Source organism: Pseudomonas sp. GW821-FHT10B02, from assembly GCF_059415665.1.
Genome location: NZ_JBWKNR010000017.1, coordinates 76,498 through 99,569 on the forward strand (window position 1 = coordinate 76,498; position 23,072 = coordinate 99,569).

23 protein-coding genes are annotated in these 23,072 nt (G+C 63.1%); 9 read left to right on the forward strand and 14 right to left on the reverse strand.

What is annotated here, in order from left to right:
- Positions 1-44 precede the first annotated feature (44 nt).
- A complete protein-coding gene (locus AC07OF_RS23160) occupies positions 45-1,166 on the reverse strand; it encodes a DmpA family aminopeptidase (RefSeq protein ID WP_495073494.1) in 1,122 nt (373 codons plus the stop codon).
- A gap of 178 nt (positions 1,167-1,344) precedes the next feature.
- Between AC07OF_RS23160 and AC07OF_RS23165 the strand changes: the two genes are divergently transcribed.
- Together AC07OF_RS23165 and AC07OF_RS23170 are read left to right on the forward strand one after the other, a co-directional pair.
- A complete protein-coding gene (locus AC07OF_RS23165; RefSeq protein WP_232478244.1) occupies positions 1,345-2,139 on the forward strand; it encodes a helix-turn-helix transcriptional regulator in 795 nt (264 codons plus the stop codon).
- 3 nt (positions 2,140-2,142) lie between these two features.
- Positions 2,143-2,766, forward strand: a complete 624-nt coding sequence (locus tag AC07OF_RS23170) for a glutathione S-transferase family protein (RefSeq protein WP_495073495.1) — start codon at positions 2,143-2,145, stop codon at positions 2,764-2,766.
- A gap of 5 nt (positions 2,767-2,771) precedes the next feature.
- Here the strand turns inward: AC07OF_RS23170 and ampC are convergent, their stop codons facing one another.
- Positions 2,772-3,938, reverse strand: coding sequence for a class C beta-lactamase (gene ampC, locus AC07OF_RS23175; RefSeq protein WP_495073525.1), 1,167 nt, complete (start codon positions 3,936-3,938; stop codon positions 2,772-2,774).
- A gap of 133 nt (positions 3,939-4,071) precedes the next feature.
- Between ampC and AC07OF_RS23180 the strand changes: the two genes are divergently transcribed.
- The gene (locus tag AC07OF_RS23180; RefSeq protein ID WP_157192157.1) at positions 4,072-4,995 is read left to right on the forward strand and encodes a LysR family transcriptional regulator; all 924 of its coding nucleotides are present in this window, start codon (positions 4,072-4,074) and stop codon (positions 4,993-4,995) included.
- A 25-nt stretch (positions 4,996-5,020) separates the two neighbouring features.
- Here AC07OF_RS23180 and AC07OF_RS23185 read toward each other — a convergent pair whose 3' ends face one another.
- The 3 genes from AC07OF_RS23185 to AC07OF_RS23195 form a co-directional block, all read right to left on the reverse strand.
- Positions 5,021-7,633: a DUF4132 domain-containing protein gene (locus tag AC07OF_RS23185; RefSeq protein ID WP_495073496.1), complete on the reverse strand. Its 2,613-nt coding sequence runs from the start codon at positions 7,631-7,633 to the stop codon at positions 5,021-5,023.
- Positions 7,634-7,636: 3 nt separating this feature from the next.
- Positions 7,637-8,014 carry a hypothetical protein gene (locus tag AC07OF_RS23190; RefSeq protein ID WP_157192159.1) on the reverse strand — a complete coding sequence of 126 codons (378 nt, stop codon included), beginning with the start codon at positions 8,012-8,014 and terminating at the stop codon, positions 7,637-7,639.
- 81 nt (positions 8,015-8,095) lie between these two features.
- Entirely contained in the window at positions 8,096-8,908 is an 813-nt protein-coding gene (locus tag AC07OF_RS23195; RefSeq protein ID WP_198325410.1) for an AraC family transcriptional regulator, read from the reverse strand.
- Positions 8,909-8,987: 79 nt separating this feature from the next.
- On the opposite strand from AC07OF_RS23195, the gene AC07OF_RS23200 reads away from it, so the two are divergent.
- A complete protein-coding gene (locus AC07OF_RS23200; protein WP_495073497.1) occupies positions 8,988-9,962 on the forward strand; it encodes a bile acid:sodium symporter family protein in 975 nt (324 codons plus the stop codon).
- Here AC07OF_RS23200 and AC07OF_RS23205 read toward each other — a convergent pair.
- A complete protein-coding gene (locus tag AC07OF_RS23205; RefSeq protein ID WP_495073498.1) occupies positions 9,953-10,681 on the reverse strand; it encodes a DUF899 domain-containing protein in 729 nt (242 codons plus the stop codon). The genes AC07OF_RS23200 and AC07OF_RS23205 overlap by 10 nt on opposite strands.
- A gap of 209 nt (positions 10,682-10,890) precedes the next feature.
- On the opposite strand from AC07OF_RS23205, the gene AC07OF_RS23210 reads away from it, so the two are divergent.
- Complete coding sequence (locus AC07OF_RS23210) at positions 10,891-11,541, forward strand: c-type cytochrome (protein ID WP_157192162.1); 651 nt, start codon at positions 10,891-10,893, stop codon at positions 11,539-11,541.
- Positions 11,538-12,449, forward strand: coding sequence for a c-type cytochrome (locus tag AC07OF_RS23215; RefSeq protein WP_495073499.1), 912 nt, complete (start codon positions 11,538-11,540; stop codon positions 12,447-12,449). Before AC07OF_RS23210 ends, AC07OF_RS23215 begins: the two co-directional genes overlap by 4 nt.
- A 55-nt stretch (positions 12,450-12,504) precedes the next feature.
- Here the strand turns inward: AC07OF_RS23215 and AC07OF_RS23220 are convergent, their stop codons facing one another.
- Positions 12,505-12,936 (reverse strand): hypothetical protein, encoded by a 432-nt coding sequence (locus AC07OF_RS23220; protein ID WP_157192164.1) that lies wholly within the window; start codon positions 12,934-12,936, stop codon positions 12,505-12,507.
- Between the two features lie 155 nt (positions 12,937-13,091).
- Here AC07OF_RS23220 and AC07OF_RS23225 point away from each other — a divergent pair, with 155 nt between their 5' ends.
- Both AC07OF_RS23225 and AC07OF_RS23230 read left to right on the forward strand, forming a co-directional pair.
- Entirely contained in the window at positions 13,092-13,379 is a 288-nt protein-coding gene (locus AC07OF_RS23225; RefSeq protein WP_038609908.1) for a hypothetical protein, read from the forward strand.
- 164 nt (positions 13,380-13,543) lie between these two features.
- Positions 13,544-14,041: a PaaI family thioesterase gene (locus AC07OF_RS23230; protein ID WP_038609912.1), complete on the forward strand. Its 498-nt coding sequence runs from the start codon at positions 13,544-13,546 to the stop codon at positions 14,039-14,041.
- Between the two features lie 18 nt (positions 14,042-14,059).
- On the opposite strand, the gene AC07OF_RS23235 is transcribed toward AC07OF_RS23230, so the two are convergent.
- The 3 genes from AC07OF_RS23235 to AC07OF_RS23245 form a co-directional block, all read right to left on the reverse strand.
- Positions 14,060-15,208, reverse strand: coding sequence for a M14 family metallopeptidase (locus tag AC07OF_RS23235; RefSeq protein WP_476447263.1), 1,149 nt, complete (start codon positions 15,206-15,208; stop codon positions 14,060-14,062).
- 48 nt (positions 15,209-15,256) lie between these two features.
- Positions 15,257-15,769: a FecR/PupR family sigma factor regulator gene (locus AC07OF_RS23240; RefSeq protein ID WP_495073500.1), complete on the reverse strand. Its 513-nt coding sequence runs from the start codon at positions 15,767-15,769 to the stop codon at positions 15,257-15,259.
- A gap of 448 nt (positions 15,770-16,217) precedes the next feature.
- The gene (locus tag AC07OF_RS23245) at positions 16,218-16,550 is read right to left on the reverse strand and encodes a DUF6124 family protein (protein ID WP_157192166.1); all 333 of its coding nucleotides are present in this window, start codon (positions 16,548-16,550) and stop codon (positions 16,218-16,220) included.
- A 131-nt stretch (positions 16,551-16,681) separates the two neighbouring features.
- Between AC07OF_RS23245 and AC07OF_RS23250 the strand changes: the two genes are divergently transcribed.
- Positions 16,682-17,341 carry a LexA family protein gene (locus AC07OF_RS23250; RefSeq protein WP_476447261.1) on the forward strand — a complete coding sequence of 220 codons (660 nt, stop codon included), beginning with the start codon at positions 16,682-16,684 and terminating at the stop codon, positions 17,339-17,341.
- A 161-nt stretch (positions 17,342-17,502) separates the two neighbouring features.
- Here the strand turns inward: AC07OF_RS23250 and AC07OF_RS23255 are convergent, their stop codons facing one another.
- From AC07OF_RS23255 to AC07OF_RS23270, 4 genes are read right to left on the reverse strand one after another with little or no spacing between them, the layout of a single operon-like run.
- Positions 17,503-19,458, reverse strand: coding sequence for an acetyl/propionyl/methylcrotonyl-CoA carboxylase subunit alpha (locus tag AC07OF_RS23255; RefSeq protein WP_495073501.1), 1,956 nt, complete (start codon positions 19,456-19,458; stop codon positions 17,503-17,505).
- The gene (locus AC07OF_RS23260; protein ID WP_157192169.1) at positions 19,455-20,273 is read right to left on the reverse strand and encodes a gamma-carboxygeranoyl-CoA hydratase; all 819 of its coding nucleotides are present in this window, start codon (positions 20,271-20,273) and stop codon (positions 19,455-19,457) included. The genes AC07OF_RS23255 and AC07OF_RS23260 overlap by 4 nt, the downstream gene beginning before the upstream one ends.
- 2 nt (positions 20,274-20,275) lie before the next feature.
- Positions 20,276-21,883 (reverse strand): carboxyl transferase domain-containing protein, encoded by a 1,608-nt coding sequence (locus AC07OF_RS23265; protein ID WP_476447259.1) that lies wholly within the window; start codon positions 21,881-21,883, stop codon positions 20,276-20,278.
- Between the two features lie 19 nt (positions 21,884-21,902).
- Positions 21,903-23,066, reverse strand: coding sequence for an isovaleryl-CoA dehydrogenase (locus AC07OF_RS23270; RefSeq protein ID WP_476447258.1), 1,164 nt, complete (start codon positions 23,064-23,066; stop codon positions 21,903-21,905).
- Positions 23,067-23,072: the final 6 nt, after the last annotated feature.

The window sequence follows — 23,072 nt, forward strand, 5'->3', positions numbered from 1 at the left end:
ACCACCATACCGACAAATTGTCGCAGCAACGAGTGTCTTGTCAGTCAGGAGCGCTCTGCGGCGCGCGGATCGGCTTTCCAGCCGACGGTGTGCAGGGCCTCAAGCAGTTGCTCGGGTTTCAGCGCCAGCGCTTGCTGGCCATTGGCTTGCAGGTCGGTAGCGGCCAGCATCGCGTTGAGAATGGCCTCTTCGACGGCGTCGGCAGCGGCGCTGAACAGGGCCGAGATATGGTCGTTGTTGACCATCTGCACCGTGGTGGTCGGTACGCCCGGACGGCCGACATTGGTCACCGGCAGATCGCTGTTGCCCACCGAGAAGGCCACGAAGATATCGCCGCTGGTGTCCTCGGTACCGCCACCGACCCGCGCCAGGCCGACACTGGCACGCTGGGCCAGACGGCTGCACTGGTGCGGCAGCAGTGGGGCATCGGTGGCCAGGGTCACGACAATCGAGCCCATACCGGCTTCACCGATGTTGTCGCTGCCACGAAACGGCGAGGGCAGCTCACCCAGCACCTGGCCTACCGGATAACCGCCGACCCGCAGGGCTTCACGTACACCATAGTTGGCCTGCACCAGGGCACCGACGGTCCAGCCACCGGCCTCAGCGCTCAGTACCCGCGACGAGGTGCCGATGCCGCCCTTGAACTCGTGGCAGATCATCCCGGTGCCGCCGCCCACGCAGCCTTCGGCCACCGCTCCGCTGCGGGCATCGGCCAGCGCGGCATGGACGTGTTCGGCAGTGACATGCTGGCCCCAGATGTCATTGAGCACGCCGTCATAGGTTTCCAGCACCGTCGGCATGCACCAGTAGGTGCGTTGCTTGCCCAGTTCACGCTCGGCCGCCACCAGCGCATCGCGGACCACGCCGACACTGTGGGTGTTGGTGTAGGCGATCGGGGTGGTCAGCAGGCCGGCCTCGCGAATCCACTCAAGGCCGCTGGCATCGCCGTTGCCGTTGAGCACATGCACGCCGGCGAAGCACGGTTGCAGGTGCGCCGCTTGTGGCCGCGGCTCGATCACGGTGACGCCGGTGTGTACCGATTGGTCGCCGTTTTCGCGGTGGATCGTGTGATGGCCGACGCGCACGCCAGGGACATCGGTGATGGCGTTGAAGACGCCGGGTTTGCCCATGCCGATATGAATGCCCAGGTCACGAATACGCATTGCTTCACTGCTCCATCGGGAAGGTTCGAAGGCCGCTCGCTGCGCTGTTTGCCCCGCGATCATGGCGTGCATGACAAACGGGGCGGACAACCGCAATACTGCGTGCCGGTGTGCAGAGTCTAGGAACTCGGCCCGCCGTTGGCGATTACCCCCAATCGTTACCCCCCAGGAGTTATCGGTGCAGACGCTATTCGAAGCAGCGGCCCATCATCAAGGGCTGGCCAAGGTGATCGGACAGTTGGGACGGCCGGGGTTCTGGCAACAGACCCTGATGCTGCTGAACCAGATGCTGCCGTTCGACAACGGCCTGGTGATTTTTGCCGAGAACGACTGCGCGCCGCTGGTGCTGGCCGAGTTCGACCGCGGTTTCAGCGATGCGCCGTCGCCCATGCCGCTGTACCTCAGTGGTCTGTACCTGCTCGACCCGTTCAACCAGGCCATGCAGGACGGCCTGGCCGACGGCGTCTACCGCATGGAAGAGGTGGCGCCGGACGAATTTCGCCAGAGCGACTATTTCCAGAACTATTTTCGCTCGGCCATCGGCGAGGACGAGCTACAGTTGATCCTTAACCTGGCGCCAGGGCAGCGGCTGGCGATTTCTCTGGGCGCGAGCCAGCGTTTTGAAACCGCCCACCTGGGCCAGATGACCCTGTACGCGCCGTGGCTGCTGGCGCTGTTGCGCCAGCACTGGCAACAGCAGAACCCGACCCAGGAGCATGACGCTCAGGTGACCCCGGTGGAGCGCGCGCTGGAGCATTTCGGTAGCGATACCCTGTCGGCCCGCGAGCTGGAAATCGCCCGTCTGGTGCTGCGTGGCAATTCCAGCAAAGCGATTGCCAAGCGTCTGGCCATTTCCCAGGAAACGGTGAAAGTGCACCGCCGCAATCTGTACGCCAAGCTGGGTGTTTCATCCCAATCGGAACTGTTCAGCCTGTTTCTGCAACGGCTGACGCAACCGCAACCACAGGAGTGAATGATGCTGCGAATACTCGGTAAGGCTTCATCGATCAACGTGCGCAAAGTGTTGTGGACCTGTGCCGAGCTGGGGCTGGCATTCGAGCGTGAAGACTGGGGCTCTGGCTTTCAGTCGACCCACAGCGAGGCCTTCCTGGCGCTCAACCCCAACGCCATGGTGCCGGTGATCGAAGACGGCGATTTCGTCTTGTGGGAGTCCAACAGCATCCTGCGCTACCTGGTCAACCAGTATGGCGGCGAGCAGCTGTATCCGGCGGCGCCGCGATTGCGTGCGCGGGTCGACCAGTGGATGGACTGGCAGGCGACCGACCTCAACGGGGCCTGGAGCTATGCCTTCATGTCGCTGGTGCGCAACTCACCTGCGCACCAGGATCCCGAGGCCTTGGCAGCGGCGTGCCGCAACTGGGCGCGCAACATGACCATCCTTGAGCAACAGTTGCAGCGTACCGGCGCCTACGTCAGTGGCGAGGCGTTTTCCCTGGCCGACATTCCCATCGGCCTGTCGGTCAACCGCTGGTTCCAGACCCCGCTGGAGCGTCCTGCGCTGCCAGCGGTGCAGGCCTATTACGAGCGCTTGAACGAGCGTGAGGGCTATCGCCTGTATGGGCGTAACGGCACGCCTTGAGGTTGTCAGTGGTCCAGTGCGGTGAGAATCGCGTGGGCCACCTTGACCCGCTCGGCATTCGGGTAGTTCTTGTTCGCCAGCAGCACGATACCGATGTGTTTCGCCGGTACGAACAGCACGTAGGCGCCAAAGCCGTTGGTTGAGCCGGTCTTGTTCAGCAGCATGTCGTCCTGCAGCGGCCGGGCCGGTTTCAGCCAGGTTACCCGCTGCGGCTCAAGGGTCATCGCAGTGGAGTTGCCCGCCAGCAACTGATCCAGGCTGACCGGGTAGCGGTACTGCTCCCAGCCCAGGCCCTGGGTCATTTCGCCTACACGGTAATAGCCGGTCTGGGTTGTGGCGATGGCCCGTTGCAATGGCGCGCTGAGGCTTTGCGGCTGCAGGTTCGCCTCGACAAAACGCAGTAAATCGGCGGACGTGGTTTTCAGCCCGTAGGCTTCGGCATCCAGCGGTCCCGGACCGACCCGCACGGCTTGATCGCCCTTGTCATAGCCCTGGGCGTAGTGGTCCATTTGTGTCGCAGGCACCTGAACAAACGTGTGCTGCAGGCCCAGTTGCGGGAGCAGCTGCTTTTGCATCAACTCCACGAACGGGGTGTCCAGGCTTTTTGCTGCCAGGTAACCGAACAGGCCCAGGCTCGGGTTGGAGTACAGCCGGTGCGTGCCGGGGGCATAGTCGGCTTTCCAGCGGCGGTAGTAGTCGAGCAGCGAGGCCTGGTCCTTGACCTGTTCGGGGAACTGCAATGGCAAGCCGCCAGCGCTGTAGGTCCCCAGGTTGAGCAGGGTGATGCCATCGAAGGCGCTGCCCTTCAGTTCAGGCCAGTGCTTGCTGGCCGGATCGCTGAGCGACAGCTTGCCGTTGGCCTCGGCGTAGGCTGCGAGGGTGGCGGTGAAGGTTTTGCTCACCGAGCCGATCTCGAACAGCGTCTCGGCACTGACGGGCTGGCCGCTGTGTTTTGACGCTTCCCCGTAGTTAAAGTAATGCTGCTTACCGTTGACGCTGATGGCCACAGCCATGCCCGGGATGGCCTGTTGCTGCATCAGCGGCTGGATTGCAGCGCTTACCGTCGACTCCAGTTGTGCTTCGGAAAGGGGGCTTGCGATACTCTGGCCGGCAGCGATACAAAGTGTTACAGCTAACAGAATCCCTGGCTTGAGCCTGGTTTTGTAATGCATCATCGGACACGGTTCCATGTGGGTTGATAGAGGGTTGCCCGGCTGCAGCAGGGACCGCCAATCTAGGCGCTTTGTGCTTGCACGACAAACAATGATATTTCGCAGCAGGTATTAGAAAAATTAAGGTGAGCAAGTGATTCGGCCGCATTTACCTCTCAATGCGTTACGTGCCTTTGAGGCCTCGGCGCGGCACTTGAGCTTTACCCGTGCAGCGATCGAGCTGTGTGTGACCCAGGCGGCCGTCAGCCATCAGGTCAAAAGCCTCGAAGCCCAGCTCAAGGTCACGCTGTTCAAGCGCCTGCCCCGTGGCCTGATGCTCACCAGCGAGGGCGAAACCCTGTTGCCGGTGTTATGCGAAAGTTTTGACCGCATCGCCCAGGTCCTGGACCGTTTCGAAGGGGGACACTACCGTGAGGTGCTGACGGTGGGGGCGGTGGGTACCTTCGCCGTTGGCTGGCTGTTGCCACGCCTGGCCGACTTTCAGGCGCGCTATCCCTACATCGACCTGCGCCTGTCCACCAACAATAATCGCGTGGATGTCGCCGCCGAAGGGCTCGACTATGCCATCCGTTACGGCAGTGGGGCCTGGCACGGTATCGAGGCCATGCCGCTGTTCGATGCGCCGTTGTCGGTGCTGTGTACGCCGCAGATCGCGGCGCAGTTGCGCTCGCCGGCAGACCTGCTGCAGCAGACGTTGCTGCGCTCCTACCGGGCCGAGGAGTGGAATGAGTGGTTCCTGGCCGCAGGAATGCCCGGTACCAGCCGACCCACGCGCACGGTGGTCTTCGACTCTTCACTGGGCATGATGGAGGCGGCACAACAAGGTGTTGGCGTGGCCCTGGCACCGCCCTCGATGTTTGAACGGCTGCTGGCCAGTGGCGTAATCCAGCAGCCGTTCGCCGTGAGCATCAACACCGGCAGCTACTGGTTGACGCGCTTGCAGTCACGCGCCGAGAGCGTGGCGATGCTGGCGTTCAAAGCCTGGTTAGCCAGCACCGCGATGGCCGGGCAGCGTGCTCGGCAACAGGGCCCTGGCAGCGCTGGCGCAGGTCAGTAGTTGAGCGCTGATGGGCACTCCCGGATCAGTCAAGCGCCAGCTGGCGGGTGATGGCCGGGTCACTGATCTTGTCATCATCGATCAGCAGCAGGGCCTTGGACAGGATAATCGACAGCATGGCATCGCCCTCGAAGGGTAAGTACTGTGGCGTGGACTGAGTGCGCGCTTTGGCATCGGGGACGATGCACAGGTACTGATCGTTTGGCAGCATCAGAATGTTGCTTGAACCCAGGTGAATCTTGTAGCTGCGCAGTTTGCCGGTGACTTCGAGGAAACGCCCGTGCAGGGTCCATTTGCCCTTGAGGCGGGTCATGCGCGGCAGCAGTTTTTCCAGAAGCTGCTTGCGGGTCTGGGCGGTGGCACCCAGTTCACCGAATGAATGCTGCTGCCAGTAATCATGCAAGCGGACATCAGGCCCGCTGTCGACCCATTGCGGATCGTTGGCCAGCGAAGCCACGCCGACAAACAGGTCGATGTCGCGCATGACCTCACTCAACACCAGTGGCGGCACCTGGTCCAGCGCCAGCGCGGTATCTTCGCCTTCGTGGGCGTAGAAGCGCACCTGGTCTGTGCCCAGGTGCAGGAAGGTGCCGGATTCATTGGTATCGACGCCGAAGTTGTCGCCCATGCCATCGACCTGGAACTCGGCGCGCAGGCCATAGGCCGGCAGCTCGCGAATGGCCGGCGGGTAGCTGTCGTCGACCAGCAGGCGCAGGGTGTTGCGCCAGCCGCGGCCAGTGGCCAGGGCATGGAACTGGTGCTGACGCAGAATGTGCGCGGCGAAGCGGTTGGAGTAGGTCGCAGTGCGGCGCTCGGCCTCGGTCAGCAGGTAGACTTCCCGGTGCGCCTGCTTGAACGGTTGGGTGATCTGCAGGGCTTCGATGCGCTCGCGCCAGGCGAGGACCTCTTCCAGCGTTCGCTCGATGGGGTGCCAGAGACGCACTTCAGCCGCGCTGGAAAAACTGACGTTGCGGCCGTCCAGGGTCTGTAGGCCACCGTCGGCGAACAACACCGCAAGGCACTGGCCGTCTTCGCGGATCTCCCAGATCAGCCGCCGGGCCAGGGTGCCGACCAGCGGGTGATCGAGGTAGCGCTGCTGCCATTGTTCGAGCGGCCAGTGCTTTTCCAGCAGGAACAGGGTGTCCAGGCGCACTGCCTGGGCGGTGAGCATGAGCGCGATGTCTTTGGCCGCGGCTTGCAGTTCCTTGAGGGCTTCAGGGCATTCGGCCTTGACCTTGGCCGGCACCGATTTCTGTGGCGTACCATCGGCGTGAAACCAGTTCAGGCTCACCGTCTTGCCGTCGACGCGCAGCTCGGCCAGGTAAGCACCGTCGGCCAGCTGTTCGCGGTGCAGGCCAACCTGTTCCAGGCCGTAGCTGGGTACGCTGAGCTCTTCGATCTGGTCACGGGGCAGGGCGAGCGTTTCGGCGGCGCTGGTGAAGGCTTTTTCCAGCTCTTTCTGGGCGCTGTTGAGCCTGACCCGGGCCTTGAGCAAGGCCAGCTGGCCAACGGCCTCGGTCGTCGCAATCGACGCCAAGGCATACACCGCGGTGTTGCCGACCTTGGGCGCCCGGGCACCGATGCCGCGGACTTTGCGGTAGGCGCTCAAGGCCACCCGGGCGAGTGCCCGGGTCAGCTCGCTGTCGGCCAGCATCGGTGTCATCCACAGCAGACCACGCAGGATCGTGGCGTTGCTTTCGCTCATGCGCGCGCGATCATCGATCTCGTTCCAGCGGTCGCACAGCAGCGCCCCGGTGCGTCCGCTATCGATGTGGGCGAACCAGCGCAACAGGGCAGCGCGCAGCGGCGCTTCACCGACGTCCGTCACCAGCGCGCGGGCGTGTTTGAGCCACTTTGCCGAAGGCCGCGCTGTGGTGGCGGTGCTGGCCTGACGGAGCAACGCCAGCCAGGGCTCGCTGCGATTGGCAGGCAACGCTTGCAGTTCATTGACGGCCAGTTGCGTCCAGTGTTCGCAGGGCACCAGCAATTGCCAGACGCCGTTGCCCAGCAGTGGGTCAAGCTTTGCCTGTAGATGTTCGGCGATGTTGCCGTACCTGACCGCGTTGCCGTAATGGTCGCTATCGGTGCATTGGCTGCGCAGCAGCCTGAGCAGCTGGCGTAGCGCGTCGGGCATTGGCAGGTGCTGCCTGGCAACGGCCCAGTTGACTACTGTGAGCATCGGCACGACGTGGTCATAGGCGAAGCGGTAGCCGGTAATCCATTGCAATACCGGCACGGCCACCTGCTCGAGCACCTCGTCGGTTTGCATCAACAGGCTGACCAGCGCCGGCATGATCCCCTTGTCGAAACTATGGGTGAACTCATAGTTGAGCGCAGCGCTGCTCAGGCCGCCATCGTAGGCCACGATCCGTTCTATCAGCGCCAGAACCAGACGCACGCGTTGTTGCGGTTGCGCCAGGCTCTGCACGGCGGGCAGTTCGCCCAGCGCCTGGTAGATCGCCTCGGGACGGCCGTCAATGGTTTGCAGCAGCGGCAGCAGGGTGCTGATCAACTGGTGTTCGTGGCGCAGCTCGCTGCTGGCCAGCAACGGATAGCCATCCGGCGCGAGGTGCTCTACGGCGCCGAGATCGGTTTGCGGGAAATCGTGGACAAAAGCCTGGAGTTGTTCGAGAGCCATGGATCAGCCGCCTACCAAAGGAGTGAGTTTGATGAAGCTGGCCACGCTGTCATGGCGGATGGTCAGGATATCGTCGAGGTGCTCGGCCTGGTGTTCGTCGAGGAGGATGACGAAGCCGTTGCGTTCGAAGGCCTGACAGGCGATGTCGACCTGTTTGCGCCAGTCCACCGGCGGCTGTTCAGTGGCCTGACGCGCACTGTTGAGGCTGGCCTCCAGTGCAGTGGGAACCACCAGACGCTGCCGGGTATGCAGCAGGACCTCCTGGTGGACCCGTTCGCGGATCAGCTGGCGCACGGTGATGGTGGCGTTCGGGAAGTGCAGGGTGAAAGCTTCAAAGACTTCCCCCGAGACGGTTTCGTCGCGCACGGTGAGCGTTGCCATGGAAACTCCTTTTTCTGGCATGAGGCTTGGCAGGCGGGCAAAAGGGTAGCAGGTTGGGCAAGCGGATCGAAGGTTCTGTGTTTACAACACGCTGCTCTGCCGTGTTCGGAAAAATGCCCCCGGCGGCGCGCCGAACTGTTTGCCGAACGCGGCGATGAACGCCGACAGCGAATCATAGCCGCAGGCCAGGGCGACATCGGTGACCCGTTCACCACGCTCCAGCGCCGGCAGTGCGTTCAACAGGCGCATGCGCTGGCGCCAGAGCCTGAAGCTCAATCCGGTTTCGCGCTGGAACAGCCGGCTCAGGGTCTTTTCCGACACTGCCGCCTGTGCCGCCCATTCACCCAGGCTGGTTGCCGCATCAGGTTGCGCCTGCAGGTGATTGCACAATGCACGCAGGCGCTGGTCCTGGGGCAGCGGCAGCATCAACTGCTGTTCGCACGCCATTGTCAGCTGATCGAGCAGCACCTGTACCAGACGCCCATCGGCACCCTGCGGATCGTAGTGCACCGGTAGCTCGCTGAAGGTACGGATCAACTCGCGCAATAACGGGTTGATAGCGATCACCCGGCATTGGCTGGCCGACCACCCGGCGGGCGCGTGCTCCAGGTAGAGACTGCGCAGGCAGGTGTCGCCCTGGCAGCTGACCCGGTGCTGGATCTGCGCCGGGACCCACACGGCGCGTTGCGGTGGCACCAGGTAGAAACCCCGGTCGGTATGCACTTGCAGCACGCCGCCAATGGCGTAGGACAACTGCCCCCAGGGATGCGCATGGCGGTAGCCGAGGACGATGTTGGGCAACGCCTGGACGTGGCCGTAGACCGGGCGTGGCAGCCGGGTCAGGTGTTCGAGGCGCTGCGGTTCGGGCAGGCTGGGTTGTCCGTTTGGCGACACTGCAGGGGTTCTGGCGTTAGTGAAGTAGGTGCAAAGACCTTATCGTCTGGCGCGCCACAATAACAAGTCAGGATCGACCATGAAGTACCTGCGGATGCTGTTCGACAATTTCACCCTGGCCCTGCTCGGGGTGATTCTGCTGGCCACCTTGCTGCCCTGCGAAGGCGATGGGGCGGTGCTGTTCGGTTGGCTGACCAACCTGGCCATCGGCCTGCTGTTCTTCCTGCACGGGGCCAAGCTGTCGCGTGAAGCGGTGGCGGCCGGTGCCGGGCACTGGTGCCTGCACCTGCTGGTGTTCGCCTGCACCTTCGTGATGTTTCCGCTGCTGGGCATGGCGCTCAAGCCGTTGCTGCTGCCGCTGGTGGGCGATGAACTGTACCTGGGCGTGCTCTATCTGTGCGCGTTGCCGGCAACGGTGCAATCGGCGATCGCCTTCACCTCGCTGGCCCGCGGCAACGTCCCGGCGGCGATCTGCAGCGCAGCGGCGTCGAGCTTGCTGGGCATCGCCCTGACGCCGTTGCTGGTGGTGTTGCTGATGGGCGTGGAAGGCGATAGCGGCTCGAGCCTGGAGGCGGTGCTGAAGATTGTCCTGCAGTTGCTGGTGCCCTTTGTTGCCGGGCAACTGGCGCGGCGCTGGATCGGCCCGTGGGTGGCACGCAATGCGCGCTGGCTGAAGAGCGTCGATCAGGGTTCGATCCTGCTGGTGGTCTACACCGCCTTCAGTGATGCGGTGGTCAGCGGCTTGTGGCATGCGGTGGCACCGTTGCGCCTGGCCGGGCTGGTATTGGTCTGTTGCCTGTTGCTGGCCGTGGTGCTGTGGTGCACCAGTGCATTGGGGCGGTGGCTGGGCTTTAACCTGGAAGACCGCATCACCATCCTGTTCGCCGGCTCGAAAAAGAGCATGGCCACCGGTGTGCCGATGGCCCAGGTGCTGTTCGTCGGTGGCGGCATCGGCGCGATGATTTTGCCGTTGATGATCTTCCATCAGATCCAGCTGATGGTGTGTGCGGTGCTGGCGCAGCGTTATGCCGCGCGCAGTCCTGCTCACTCGTGACAGCAATGGGATTTGTCGGCATCCGCGCCCTCATAGCGGTCGTGATGGCGCACCCAGTCCATGGTGCCTTCTTCATTGCGGCCCTTGGGCATCAGGTCGAGGAAGTTGTACGCGCCGACGAGGATGTCCAGGCCTCGGGCATAGCTTGAGTAGGTGTGGAAGATCGTGCCGTCGGCATCGCGATAGAACACGCTCAAGCCGGGCAGTTCGGTTTCGCTACCCGAGTAGGGTTCGTAGTTGTACTGGCTGCTGCCGTCGTCGCTGACGCTGACGCCGAACTCCCGGTTGAAGGGGCTGCCGTGGGACGAAACCCAGGGAAACTTCCAGCCCATGCGCTGCTTGAACGCCTGGAACCGGGCGAAGGGCGCCCGCGACACGGCCACCAGCGAGACATCGTGGTGGGCCAGGTGCAAGTTGGCGCCATCGAAGTGGTCGGCCAGGAACGAGCAGCCGCTGCAGCCTTCGCTCCAACCCTCGTCGAACATGAAGTGATAGACCAGCAACTGACTGCGGCCGGCGAACAGGTCGGCGAGGCTCAGGTGCCCATGCGGGCCTTCGAAGCTGTAGGGCTGCTCGATCCGTACCCAGGGCAGGGCGCGGCGGGCCCTGCTGAGTTCGTCACGCTGATGGGTCAGGGCCTTTTCATGCAGCAGCAACTGTCGGCGGGCACTGAGCCATTCGCTGCGGGAAACCACTTGCGGATTGCGGTAGTTGTCCATGGTCATGCTCCTGCGGGGGAATGTACTCATGGTCGTCCGGGAGCGGGCGGATTCGACAGGGTTGGCGCAACACAAATGCCGGGCTGATGAGCGGTAATGACACGGCGCGAGCTAATCGATTCAGCGTTGTCGCTGACGCTGGATAGGCCTACCATCCATAGGCTTATGAAAAATAAGCCTAAGCTTATAACAAAAGAATGGAGTCCGTGATGATCCCACTGGATCGAATCCTGATGAGTAGCCTGCTGCTGTTTTCAGTCACTGCCGTCAACGCTGCAGACGGTCAGAAAATCTTCAGCCAGGGTGGGCAGAACCCTGCCGCAATGGCCTGTCTGGGCTGTCATGGTGTCGACGGCAAGGGCATGGCCGCAGCCGGTTTTCCGCGCCTTGCCGGGTTGCCGGCGGCTTATCTAAGCAAACAACTGCATGATTTTCGCAGTGGCAGTCGCAAGAACCCGATCATGGAGCCGCTGGCCAAAGCCCTCAGCGATGAGGAAATCCAGGCCGTGACCAGCACCCTGGCAGCCATGCCAAGCGAGCCGGTGGCAGACACCCGCAGGCAGCAGATGGCCGCTGACAGCACACAGAAGCTGGCCTTGTACGGCGACTGGAGTCGCCAGATCCCGGGCTGCGTGCAATGCCATGGCCCCGGCGGTGTCGGGGTGGGCGAGCATTTTCCGCCGTTGGCCCATCAGCCTGCCGCCTACCTGGTGGCGCAGCTCAATGCCTGGCGCGATGGCAGTCGCAGCAACGACCCTAACCAGCTGATGGTTGGCGTCGCCAAGGCCATGAACGATGAGGAAATCAAGGCGGTGGCCGATTACTTTGCCGGTGCCGCCAGCCAGGAGGTCAAGCCATGAAGCCCCTTATGTTCGCAGCCCTGGCCTTGGCCCTGGGGAGCGCCCACGCCGCACCGATTGCCATGGAAGACCAGTCGCAGCTCAAGGTGCCAGCGGCAGGCAGCGCCTCCGGTTTTGTGCCACCGGCGGAAAGCGAATTGCCGGACAACGCCTTCGGCAAGATGGTTCGCGAAGGGCATGCGCTGTTCGTCGACACCAAGCGCCTGATGCCGGACAAGGTCGGTAATGGCCTCAATTGCAGTAACTGTCACCTGGATCAGGGGCGCTTGGGCAACTCGGCGCCGCTTTGGGGCGCGTATCCCATGTACCCGGCGTATCGCAAGAAAAACGACAAGGTCAACACCTTTGCCGAGCGCATCCAGGGCTGCTTCCAGTTCAGCATGAACGGAACGCCGCCAGCCGCGGACAGCGCGCAAATGACGGCGCTATCGGTGTATGCCTACTGGCTGGCGAGCAAGGCGCCGATTGGTGTGGAAACCCCGGGGCGTGGCTATCCCGAGGTAGCGCAGCCGGAGCAGGGGTATGACTTCAAGCGTGGCGAGCAGGTGTATCAGCAGCAGTGCGCGATCTGTCACGGTGCCCAAGGGCAGGGGCAGAAAGTCGCGCAGGACTACGTGATGCCGCCACTCTGGGGCAAGGACTCGTACAACTGGGGCGCGGGCATGCACCGGATCAACACTGCGGCGTCTTTTATCAAATACAACATGCCGCTGGGCAAGCCTGGCAGCCTGAGCGATCAGCAGGCCTGGGATGTCGCCGCCTTCATCAACCGTCATGAACGGCCGCAGGACCCGCGGCTGGTGGAGGGCTCGATCGAGAAGACGCGGGTCAAATACCACGCCAATGATGGCGTCAACCTGTATGGGCAGAAGGTTGAGGGGGTACTGATCGGTAAAGGCGTTTTGTAGCGGGTTTGCGCGGTGGAGCGGTCCGCAACGTCGCGGAGCTCCACCGCCATGGCGATCAATCGCCCGCTTGTGCCTGCAATACCAGTTGCCCGTCAACATCCCTGGCCAGGCCGCTGGCCAGCAGCAACGGCACCAGGCGCTTGTGCAACTGCGGCTCGACGAAGGCGCGCAAGGTATCGAGGTCAAGATTGCCCAGCGCCGGCAGCTCGGCCTTGGTGTACGACAGCCAGGCTTTTTTCAGCACCATCAGCACATCGCTGCCCGCGGTGGTGGCAAAGCGCCGATGCAGTTTTTGCCCGGCCAGCTCGAAGCTGTGGGCGTGCTCGTAGCCCGACTCATCGCCGGCAGTGGCCAGGCAGCGGCTGCAACGGCAGGGACCGTCGCCGAAGGCCTTTTCCAGGTAAGTGTTGAAATCCACCACGGGCTTGAGACCCAGGCGCTTGTCGACTTCGAACAGGTCCGAGGTCAGGTGTTGTTCAGCGGTCAATGTATTTTCCCTGAATAGTCTTGGCGGGGGCGCACAATACCAGTGTTTGGCGCTGCCGGATGTCGATGCGAACGGGATTTTTCCGTGACACTCCATTACCCTAGGCGCCCGCGTGCGTCAGCAGACGCCGATCTATCCGTCGTTGGAGTTCAAGCATGTACAACTACACAGCCACCGTGACCGTCAGCGACGATCTGCATGATGACGTCGAAGCGGTGGAGAACGTCGCGATCCGGGTCGGTCTTGAGGCGGTTACTGAAACCCTGAAAAAAGTGCATTTTGTCGGCACCCTGGCAGCACCCGACAAAGCCACGCACATCTGCGTGACCCTGGACAACGGCCTGAGCTACTACGGCCCGATCGTCAATGGCCACGCTGAACTGGAAGGTGGCTGGATCGCTTTCGAATGCGACATGCTCACCCCGCAGGAACTGGGCCTGTAAGCAGTTGTGGGAGCCAGCCTTGCTGGCGATGCCCGGCGCAGCCGGGCCAGGGCCGCTACGCGCCCCATCGCCGGCAAGGCCGACTCCCACAAATAAGCAAGTGACAGACAGTAGCTCCCACCCCTGCATTGCTTTCCCTACAAAACAGACAACAAGGAAGCTGTATGAACAACGCTCTGTTATCCGTTCAGGAACTGGCCGCGCCCGAGGGCGTCTGCTATGGCTGCGGCTGTTCCCATCCAAGTGGTTTGCACCTCAAAAGCCATTGGCACGATGACGGTATCCATCTGATCAGCCGGCACTCGCCCGACAGCACTTTCCTCGGCTGGCCCGGCTTGGTGTATGGCGGCCTGCTCGCCATGCTGGTCGATTGCCATTCGAACTGGACCGCCATGGCTTACCACTACCGTGCCGAAGGCCGCGAGCCGGGTAGCCTGCCACGGATCGACTGCGTCACTGGCCAGCTCAACCTGACCTACCTCAAGCCCACACCCATGGGCGTCGAGCTGCTGCTCAAGGCCCGGGTCGAAGGTGAGGTAGGGCGCAAGAGCCGGGTGATCTGCGAAGTCTGGGCCGACGATGTGCTGACCGTGAGCGCCGACTCGGTGTTCGTCCGGGTCGACACCGAGAAGCTCAAGCACAAGGCTCACGGTCAGGCTTGAGGCAGCGCCTGGCGCGCCTCAGCGCAGGGTGCTGACCATTTGTCCGAGTACGTCCAGCACAGCGTTGGCCAGCGCTTTTGAGCGTTGGCCGTTCCAGCCGGTTTGCGCGTTAGGCGCATCGTCGTGGTCCTTGAACGGCATCTCCAGGGTCAGCGACAGGCAATCATAAGCCTGGCCAACGCTGTTGGCGCCCAGGGTCAGGTTGGCCTGGCCCGGCGCCGAACGCGGGTAGCCGTGGACCTGCTGGAAGTCGACCGTACGTTTGCACAGGCTGTCGCGGAAGGTTTTTTCCAGGGCTTCGATACGCGGCGTGAAGCCGGGATTGCCTTCGCAGCCGGCGGTGAAGACATGCGGGATTTCCTCATCGCCATGCACGTCGAGGAACATGTCGACGCCGTACTGTTTCATCTGCACCTGGGCGAACAGCACTTCCGGGCTCTTGTCGGTGCTTGCGCTCTGCCAGGCGCGGTTGAGGTCCTGGCCGGCGGCATTGGTGCGCAGATGGCCGCGCAGCGCGCCGTCCGGGTTCATGTTGGCGATCAGGTACAGGTCGGCTTGCTGCAGCAGGGCCTGCAGGGTCGGGTCGTTGTGTTGCAGGCGGTCGATCACGCCTTCCATGAACCACTCGGCCATGTGTTCGCCCGGGTGCTGCTGGGCAATGATCCAGATCTTGCGTTTGCCGCTGGCACCGTCGCCTGCGCGCAGCAGTTGAATGTCACGCCCTTCGACACTACGCCCGGTGGCCAGCAGTTCGACGCCAGGCAGGCTGGTCGCGCGTTCGATCAGTTGATTGTGGCGGGCGCGGGGATAGGGTTCGAAATAGGCGAACCAGGCTTGCGCGTGCTCGGCGTTGAGCGCGAAGCTCAGGGCTTTGCCATCAAACTGGGTAGGCACCCGGAACCAGCTCTGCTGATCATAGGACGCTACCGCCTGATAACCCGTCCAGGCCTCGTTATAGGAGGACTGCCCGGCGTTCTCCAGGATAAAGGTGTGCGCCTGGCCTGGCGTCAGGCCACTGGCTTTGAAATGGAACCACTGGAAGTGATCGCTGTTGGTGTCAGGACGAATCGCCAGGCGCACACGGCGCGGGTCACTGGCATCGTTGATCAGGATATTGCCGGAATCGAAATCGCAGTCGATGTGCAGAGGGGGCAGCGTCACAGTCATCACCAGGCTCCAGTAGCGTTGTTGTGATGCCCACTCTACACGCCTGGATCAGGACCAGAAACCAATCGCTGCCAATGCCGCCAAGGCAAGACCGATGGCCACCGAGCAGCCGCCGATCGACAGCGCCGCGCGCGGTTGACGATACCAGGCGTCATGGCCCAGTTGCCGCGCCGGGGCCAGCAGGGTGCGCCAGCGCAGTTCGGTGGAGTGGAAGGCTTCGCGGTGTTCGGGAGCGGCGTCCAGCCAGCGGCGAAAATCAATGCGTTCACTGGCGGTGACCTGCGGGCTTTGCAGGCGCACGTACCACTGGCCGGCCATGCTCGCCAGCACGTCACGCTGCGGGCGTACGCTCTGCAGGGCCTGGTTCATGTGGCGCTCCACCGTCAGCGCAGGCAGGTCCAGGCGCTCGGCGATGGCGGCAAAACTCAGCTGGTCGAGGCGGCTGAGCAGAAAGACCTGCTGGACGCGACGCGGCAACTTCTTCAATTGCTGCAGCAGGGTATCGTCAGTCAGGTCCTGGGAATGGGGATGATGCTCAAGGGGCAGCAACAGACGGGTCATGTACAAGCTCCTTGCTGAATAAGGGGGAGGGGGCGTCCTCCGTGACGCGATAACAGCTTAGTCGTAACGAGATTGATTCTCAAGTGCTAATTCCGCAAAGCGCTGTTACACGCTTCACCACGCGACATTCATTTGCTATCATCGCGGCCATTCAAGCAACACCCGCCTTCATTAGCCTGAAGAGCCAAAAAAAAGACCCGGCAAAAAGCCGGGTCAAAAACCGTGATTAGCCTGATGAGGAGATAATCTGAGAGTCCGACCTAAGGGCTTTCAGGTTATCCAACCAGTCTCGCGACCAGTTGTGAGCAATAATAATCGTTATCATTTGCAAGTCAAATGAATTTTCTGTCATTCCGTAAAAATCTTTTACCGAATGCGCTCCCTCGTTCAATAAACGGCTCTAGCGCCGTTATCGCAGCGACTCCCCACGTATCCTTCCTGTGCTCGTTCAAGACCTCTGTTGCGTGACCGACAGATGTTCGAACACAGTCCTGGCCGTATTGACCATGTGTGCCACCGCCAGCACCTGATCCCGCTGTGTGCCCTGCAGGCCATTGGCCGACTCGTGTGCCGTGGCTGCTGCCCAGCGCAGTAGCTCGGTCGCATGCTCGGCGGTCCGGGTTTGGTCGAGGCCCTCGCGCGGCACCAGCCAACTGGCCTGTGCCGAGTCGGCGGGTGGGCTCGGGTTCAGGTAGAAATCCAGTGCACGCCGGGCGGCATCGCTGTTGCTCAGGGACTCGTTGTCCAGGGTGAGATCCTTTTCAGAAAGTGTCTGTTTCATGCGGCAGCCTGCCTTGTGAATGAACAATGATCGGACATGGCAAAGATTAATACGTTTTGTAGTTGCTACTAATCTTTAAATACTACAATTTGTGTATTGAGCGCCATGGGGCAGTCCGTATCGTGCCAGCGATGGATAATTGGACTGATCTGGTTAAAGCCAGGATGCGTGACATCAACCTCACGCAGGAAAAACTCGCCGAGCGCCTCGGCTACACGCAGGGCGCCGTGGGCCATTGGCTGTGCGAGAGACGCCAGCCGAAACTGCAGATGATCAACCAGATTCTGGTGGAGGTGGGGTTCCCGCCGCTGCAGATGGTGTATCCCCACCAGTTGCGGGAAAACAGCGGTGTTTATGAAGCCAACGCGTTCCCGCTGGCCGTGACCGGTGCCGACGGCCAACGGCACGAATTGTATTTTCGCTATCCGCTGCTGAGTTGGGACGATGTGGACCTGACCGAGGTGCCGGAGGGCGCTGAGCGCCAGGCGAGCGACTATGCGGCGCAAGGGCGCGGGTACTGGTTACGTGTCGAAGGTGATGCGATGACCGCGCCGATGGGCTTGAGCGTGCCGCAAGGCATGTTGATCCTGGTCGACAGCGGTATTGCCGCCGAGCCCGGCAAGCTGTTGATCGCCCGCTCAGCGGACAGCACGGCGACGGTGTTTCGCCAGTTGATCGAGGAGGGTGGTCAGCGCTATCTGAAGCCGCTCAACCCGACCTATCCCAAGGCGCTGTTTACCGAGCAGACCCAAGTGCTGGGTGTGGTGGTGCAGGCGTTGATGAAGTTCTAAACACTTTGGTACTCATCTGCCGGAGACTGTTTGTGGGAGCCGGCCTTGCCGGCGATGCCCGGCGCAGCCGGGCCAGGGGTGCCAGGTACCGAATGCGGACCGTCCCATCGCCGGCAAGGCCGGCTCCCACAGTTAACCAGCTGACAGACAGTTGCTCCCACTCAGGCCTCTTCCAGCTCTACCAGCACAGCCCCTTCACTGACCATCTCGCCTTCCTGGCAAAACAGCGCTTTGACCGTCCCGGCCTGGGGCGCACGGATGCTGTGTTCCATTTTCATCGCTTCCAGCACCACTAGCTGAGTACCGGCCTCTACCGCCTGACCGACCTCCACCAGCACCCGCACGATACTGCCGTTCATGGGCGCGCTGAGGCCGCCCTGGTGGCTGTGGCTGGCATCGGCCTCGGCAATCGGATCGAAGGGCGTCACTGCGTGCAGTTCACCGTCCCACTGCAGGTACAGGGTGGCGCCACGGCGGATCGCCAGGTGCTGGCGGCGCACACCGTTGTCGTCGATGAGCAACTGCTCGCCTGCAAGCTTCAGGGCCGGTGCCGCGGCGTGGGTGAGGCTCAACGCCTGGCTCTGGCCATTGCTGTTCAGGTGCAGGCTGATCTGCGCCGGTACCCCGGCACGGAAACCGCTGTTGGCCGCCCACGGCGAATGGCGATCGTCCTGGCGCGGTGCCAGTGGCTGACTCTGGATGTAGGCTTCGCCCGCCGCTTGCCAGAACAGCGCCGGCAAGGGCTGCGGTGCCGGCAGCAGTTGTTCCTGATAGCGCGGGATGAAGCCGGTATCCAGTTCGGCGCTGGCAAACGCCGGGTGGGCCAGAATGCGCCGCAGGAAGGCGATGTTGGTCTTCAGGCCGCCAATGGCAAACTCGTCGAGCATCGCCAGCAAGCGCAGGCGCGCCTGTTCGCGGGTCTGGCCCCAGGCAATCAGCTTGCCCAGCATCGGGTCGTAGAACGGCGAAATGCTGTCGCCCTCGCTGACGCCACTGTCGACCCGACGGCCTTCGCCGAGTGCCGACTCGCGGTACAGCGCCAGGTGTCCGGTGGCCGGCAGGAAGTCGTTGGCCGGGTCTTCGGCATACAGCCGCACTTCGATGGCATGGCCGTTCAGCGGCACCTGATCCTGGGTGATCGGCAACGGCTCGCCGCACGCCACACGGATCTGCCAGGCGACCAGGTCGAGACCGGTGATGGCCTCGGTGACCGGGTGCTCGACCTGCAGGCGGGTGTTCATCTCCATGAAGAAGAACTCGCCACGGGCATCGAGCAGAAACTCGACGGTGCCCGCACCGACATAGCCAATGGCCTGCGCGGCCTTGACCGCAGCCTCGCCCATGGCCTGGCGCTGGGCGTTGCTCAAGCCCGGGGCCGGGGCTTCTTCGACGACTTTCTGGTGGCGGCGCTGGATCGAGCAGTCGCGCTCGTTGAGGTACAGGCAGTTGCCGTGCTGGTCGGCAAACACCTGGATCTCGACGTGACGTGGCTTGAGTACGTATTTCTCCACCAGCATGCGCGCGTCGCCGAACGAGGACTGCGCTTCACGCTGGGCCGAGGCCAGGGCTTCGCCGAGCTGGCTTTCGCTCTCGACGACTTTCATGCCCTTGCCGCCACCGCCGGCGGTGGCTTTGAGCAGCACCGGATAGCCGATTTTCTCGGCAGCGGCGCGGAAGGTTTCGAGGTCCTGGGCTTCGCCGTGGTAGCCCGGCACCAGCGGCACACCGGCTTGTTCCATCAGGGCTTTGGCCGCCGACTTGCTGCCCATGGCGTCGATGGCGCTGGCCGGTGGGCCGAGGAAGATCAGCCCGGCCTGTTCGATGGCGCGGGCAAAGCCGGCGTTCTCGGACAGGAAGCCGTAGCCCGGGTGAATCGCCTGGGCGCCGCTGGCTTTGGCAGCGGCCAGCAGTTTGTCGATGTCCAGGTAGCTTTCAGCGGCTTTGGCGCCGCCCAGGTCAACGCGGATATCGGCTTCGCGGCTGTGCCGGGCATCGCGGTCGATGGCGCTGTGCACGGCGACGGTGGTCAGGCCCAGGGCCTTGGCGGTGCGCATCACCCGGCAGGCGATTTCGCCACGGTTGGCAACCAGCAGGGTGGTCAACGGCGTACGGGTCATGGGCGCGGCTCCTTGTTCGACGATTCGGCCTGCCAGGCCGGGCTGCGTTTTTCCAGGAAGGCGCGCAAGCCTTCCTGCCCCTCGGGGCTGACCCGGATACGGGCGATGGCGTTCTCGCAGTAGCGGCGCAGGGCCGGGGTCAGTTGGCCATGGCCGACTTCACGCAGCAGCTCTTTGCTGGCGCGCATGGCCTGCGGGCTGTTGAGCAGCAGGTTGTCGATCCATTGTTCGACCGCCTGTTCAAGCTCGGCAGCAGGATAGGCTTCGGCCAGCAGGCCCAGTTCACGGGCGCGTTCGCCACTGAAGCGCTCGGCGGTCAGGGCATAACGGCGCGCGGCACGTTCACCCATGGCCTGCACCACGAACGGGCTGATCACCGCAGGCGCCAGGCCGATGCGTACTTCCGACAGGCACAGTTGCGCGTCAACGGCGCCGATGGCCATGTCGCAGCAACTGATCAGGCCCAGCGCACCGCCGAAGGCGGCACCCTGGACCACGGCCAGGGTCGGCACCTTGAGCTTGGCCAGGTTGTACATCAGTTCGGCCAGCTCGCGGGCATCGTCGAGGTTGGTGCTGTAATCCAGCGCCGCCGACTGCTGCATCCAGGCCAGGTCGGCACCGGCACTGAAGTGCCGGCCACGGCCGCGCAGCAGGACGAAGCGCAGGCTGGCGTCGGCGCCGAGCTGGTCGATGGCCAGGATCAGCTCGCGGATCATCTGCGCGTTGAAGGCATTGTTCTTGTCTTCCCGGCTTAGCCACAGGGTGGCGAAACCACGGGGGTCCTTGATCAGTTCAAGGGTAGTGAAGTCGCTCATGGTCACATCCGGAAAATGCCGAAACGGCTTTGTTCGATCGGTGCGTTGAGGGCGGCGGACAACGCCAGGCCAAGAATCTCGCGAGTTTGCGCCGGGTCAATGACACCGTCGTCCCACAAGCGGGCGCTGGAGTAGTAGGGGTGGCCCTGGTGCTCGTACTGGTCGAGGATTGGCTGCTTGAGCCGTGCTTCGTCCTCGGCGCTGAACGGATGGCCACTGCGCTCGCTCTGTTCGCGCTTGACCTGGGCCAGCACGCCGGCCGCCTGTTCGGCACCCATCACGCCGATGCGCGCGTTCGGCCACATCCACAGGAAGCGTGGATCGTAGGCGCGGCCACACATGCCGTAGTTGCCCGCACCGAAACTGCCGCCGATGATCACGGTGAACTTCGGCACCTGGGCGCAGGCCACTGCGGTCACCAGCTTGGCACCGTGCTTGGCGATGCCGCCGGCTTCGTATTTCTGCCCGACCATGAAGCCGGTGATGTTCTGCAGGAACAGCAGCGGAATGCCGCGCTGGCAGGCCAGTTCAATGAAGTGCGCGCCTTTTTGCGCAGCTTCGGCGAACAGAATGCCGTTGTTGGCGAGGATCGCTACCGGATAGCCGTGCAGGTGAGCAAAGCCACACACCAGGGTGGTGCCGAACAACGCCTTGAATTCATCGAACACCGAGCCGTCGACCAGGCGGGCAATCACTTCACGCACGTCGAACGGCTGCTTGGCGTCGGCCGGTACCACGCCGTACAGCTCCTGAGCGTCGTACAGCGGTGCAATCGGCGCCTGCTGTGTCAGTTTGCCCAGCTTGTGCCAGTTGAGGTTGGCCACGCAGCGCCGGGCGATGGCCAGGGCATGCTCGTCGTTGTCGGCATAGTGGTCGGCAACGCCACTGGTCTTGCAGTGCACGTCGGCGCCACCGAGGTCTTCGGCGCTGACCACTTCACCGGTCGCCGCTTTGACCAGTGGTGGGCCGGCAAGAAAGATCGTCGCCTGCTGGCGGACCATGATCGCCTCGTCGGCCATGGCCGGCACATAGGCGCCGCCCGCAGTGCACGAGCCCATGACCACGGCAATCTGCGGGATCCCCAGGGCACTCATATTGGCCTGGTTGAAGAAGATCCGCCCGAAGTGCTCGCGGTCCGGGAACACTTCATCCTGGCGCGGCAGGTTGGCGCCGCCGGAGTCCACCAGGTATAGGCAGGGCAGGCGGTTCTGCAGGGCAATGGCCTGGGCGCGCAGGTGTTTTTTCACGGTCAGCGGGTAGTAGGAGCCGCCTTTGACCGTGGCGTCGTTGGCCACGATCATGCATTCGACACCTTCGACCCGGCCGATCCCGGCGATCACGCCAGCGGCCGGAACGTCTTCGCCGTACACCGCATGCGCCGCCAGCTGGCCGACCTCGAGGAACGGTGAGCCGGGGTCGAGCAGGCGGTCAATACGCTCGCGCGGCAGCAGTTTGCCCCGCGAGGTGTGGCGCTCCTGGGCCTTGTGGCCGCCGCCCTCGTGGACCTTGGCCAGCAAGGTACGCAGAGCCTGGACCTGTTCAAGCATGGCCGCGCTATTGGTGGCAAACTCGGCCGAACGCGGGTTGATCTGGGTGTGCAGGGTAGCCATGGGCGCGTTGTCCTTGTGCTCAGCGGGTTTCGTTGAACAGTTCGCGCCCGATCAGCATCCGGCGGATTTCGCTGGTGCCGGCGCCGATCTCGTAGAGCTTGGCGTCGCGCAGCAGGCGACCGGCCGGGAACTCGTTGATGTAGCCGTTGCCACCGAGGATCTGGATCGCTTCGAGGGCCATCTGGGTGGCGCGTTCGGCGGTGTAGAGAATCACCCCGGCAGCGTCCTTGCGCGTGGTTTCGGCGCGATCGCAGGCCTGGGCCACGGCATACAGGTAAGCGCGGCTGGCATTGAGCTGGGTGTACATATCGGCGATCTTGCCCTGGATCAGCTGGAACTCACCGATGCTTTGGCCGAACTGCTTGCGGTCGTGGATGTACGGCACCACCAGGTCCATACAGGCCTGCATGATCCCGGTCGGGCCGCCGGAGAGCACCACGCGCTCGTAGTCCAGGCCGCTCATCAGCACTTTCACGCCGCCGTTGAGCACACCGAGGATGTTCTCCTTCGGCACTTCGACGTTGTCGAAGAACAGCTCGCAGGTGTTGGAGCCGCGCATGCCCAGTTTGTCGAACTTGTTGCTGCGGCTGAAGCCTTTCCAGTCACGCTCGACAATAAAGGCGGTGATGCCGTGCGGGCCTTTGTCCAGATCGGTCTTGGCGTAGATCACATAGGTGTTGGCGTCGGGGCCGTTGGTGATCCAGGTCTTGCTGCCGTTGAGGACGAAATGGTCGCCGCGCTCTTCGGCGCGCAGCTTCATCGACACTACGTCGGAGCCGGCATTCGGTTCGCTCATGGCCAGGGCGCCGATGTGCTCGCCGCTGATCAGCTTGGGCAGGTACTTGGCCTTCTGTTCGGCGTTGCCGTTGCGGTTGATCTGGTTGACGCAGAGGTTTGAGTGGGCGCCGTAGGAGAGGGCGACCGAGGCCGAGCCGCGGCTGATTTCTTCCATGGCCACCACGTGGGCCAGGTAGCCCAGGCCGGCGCCGCCGTATTCTTCGCTGACGGTGATGCCGAGCAGGCCCATGTCGCCGAACTTGCGCCACATATCGGCGGGGAACAGGTTGTCCTGGTCGATCTGCGCGGCGCGCGGCGCCAGCTCGGTGGCAACGAAGGACTGCACCTGGTCGCGCAGCATGTCGATGGTTTCGCCCAGGGCGAAGTTCAGGGTCGGATAATGCATGCGGGC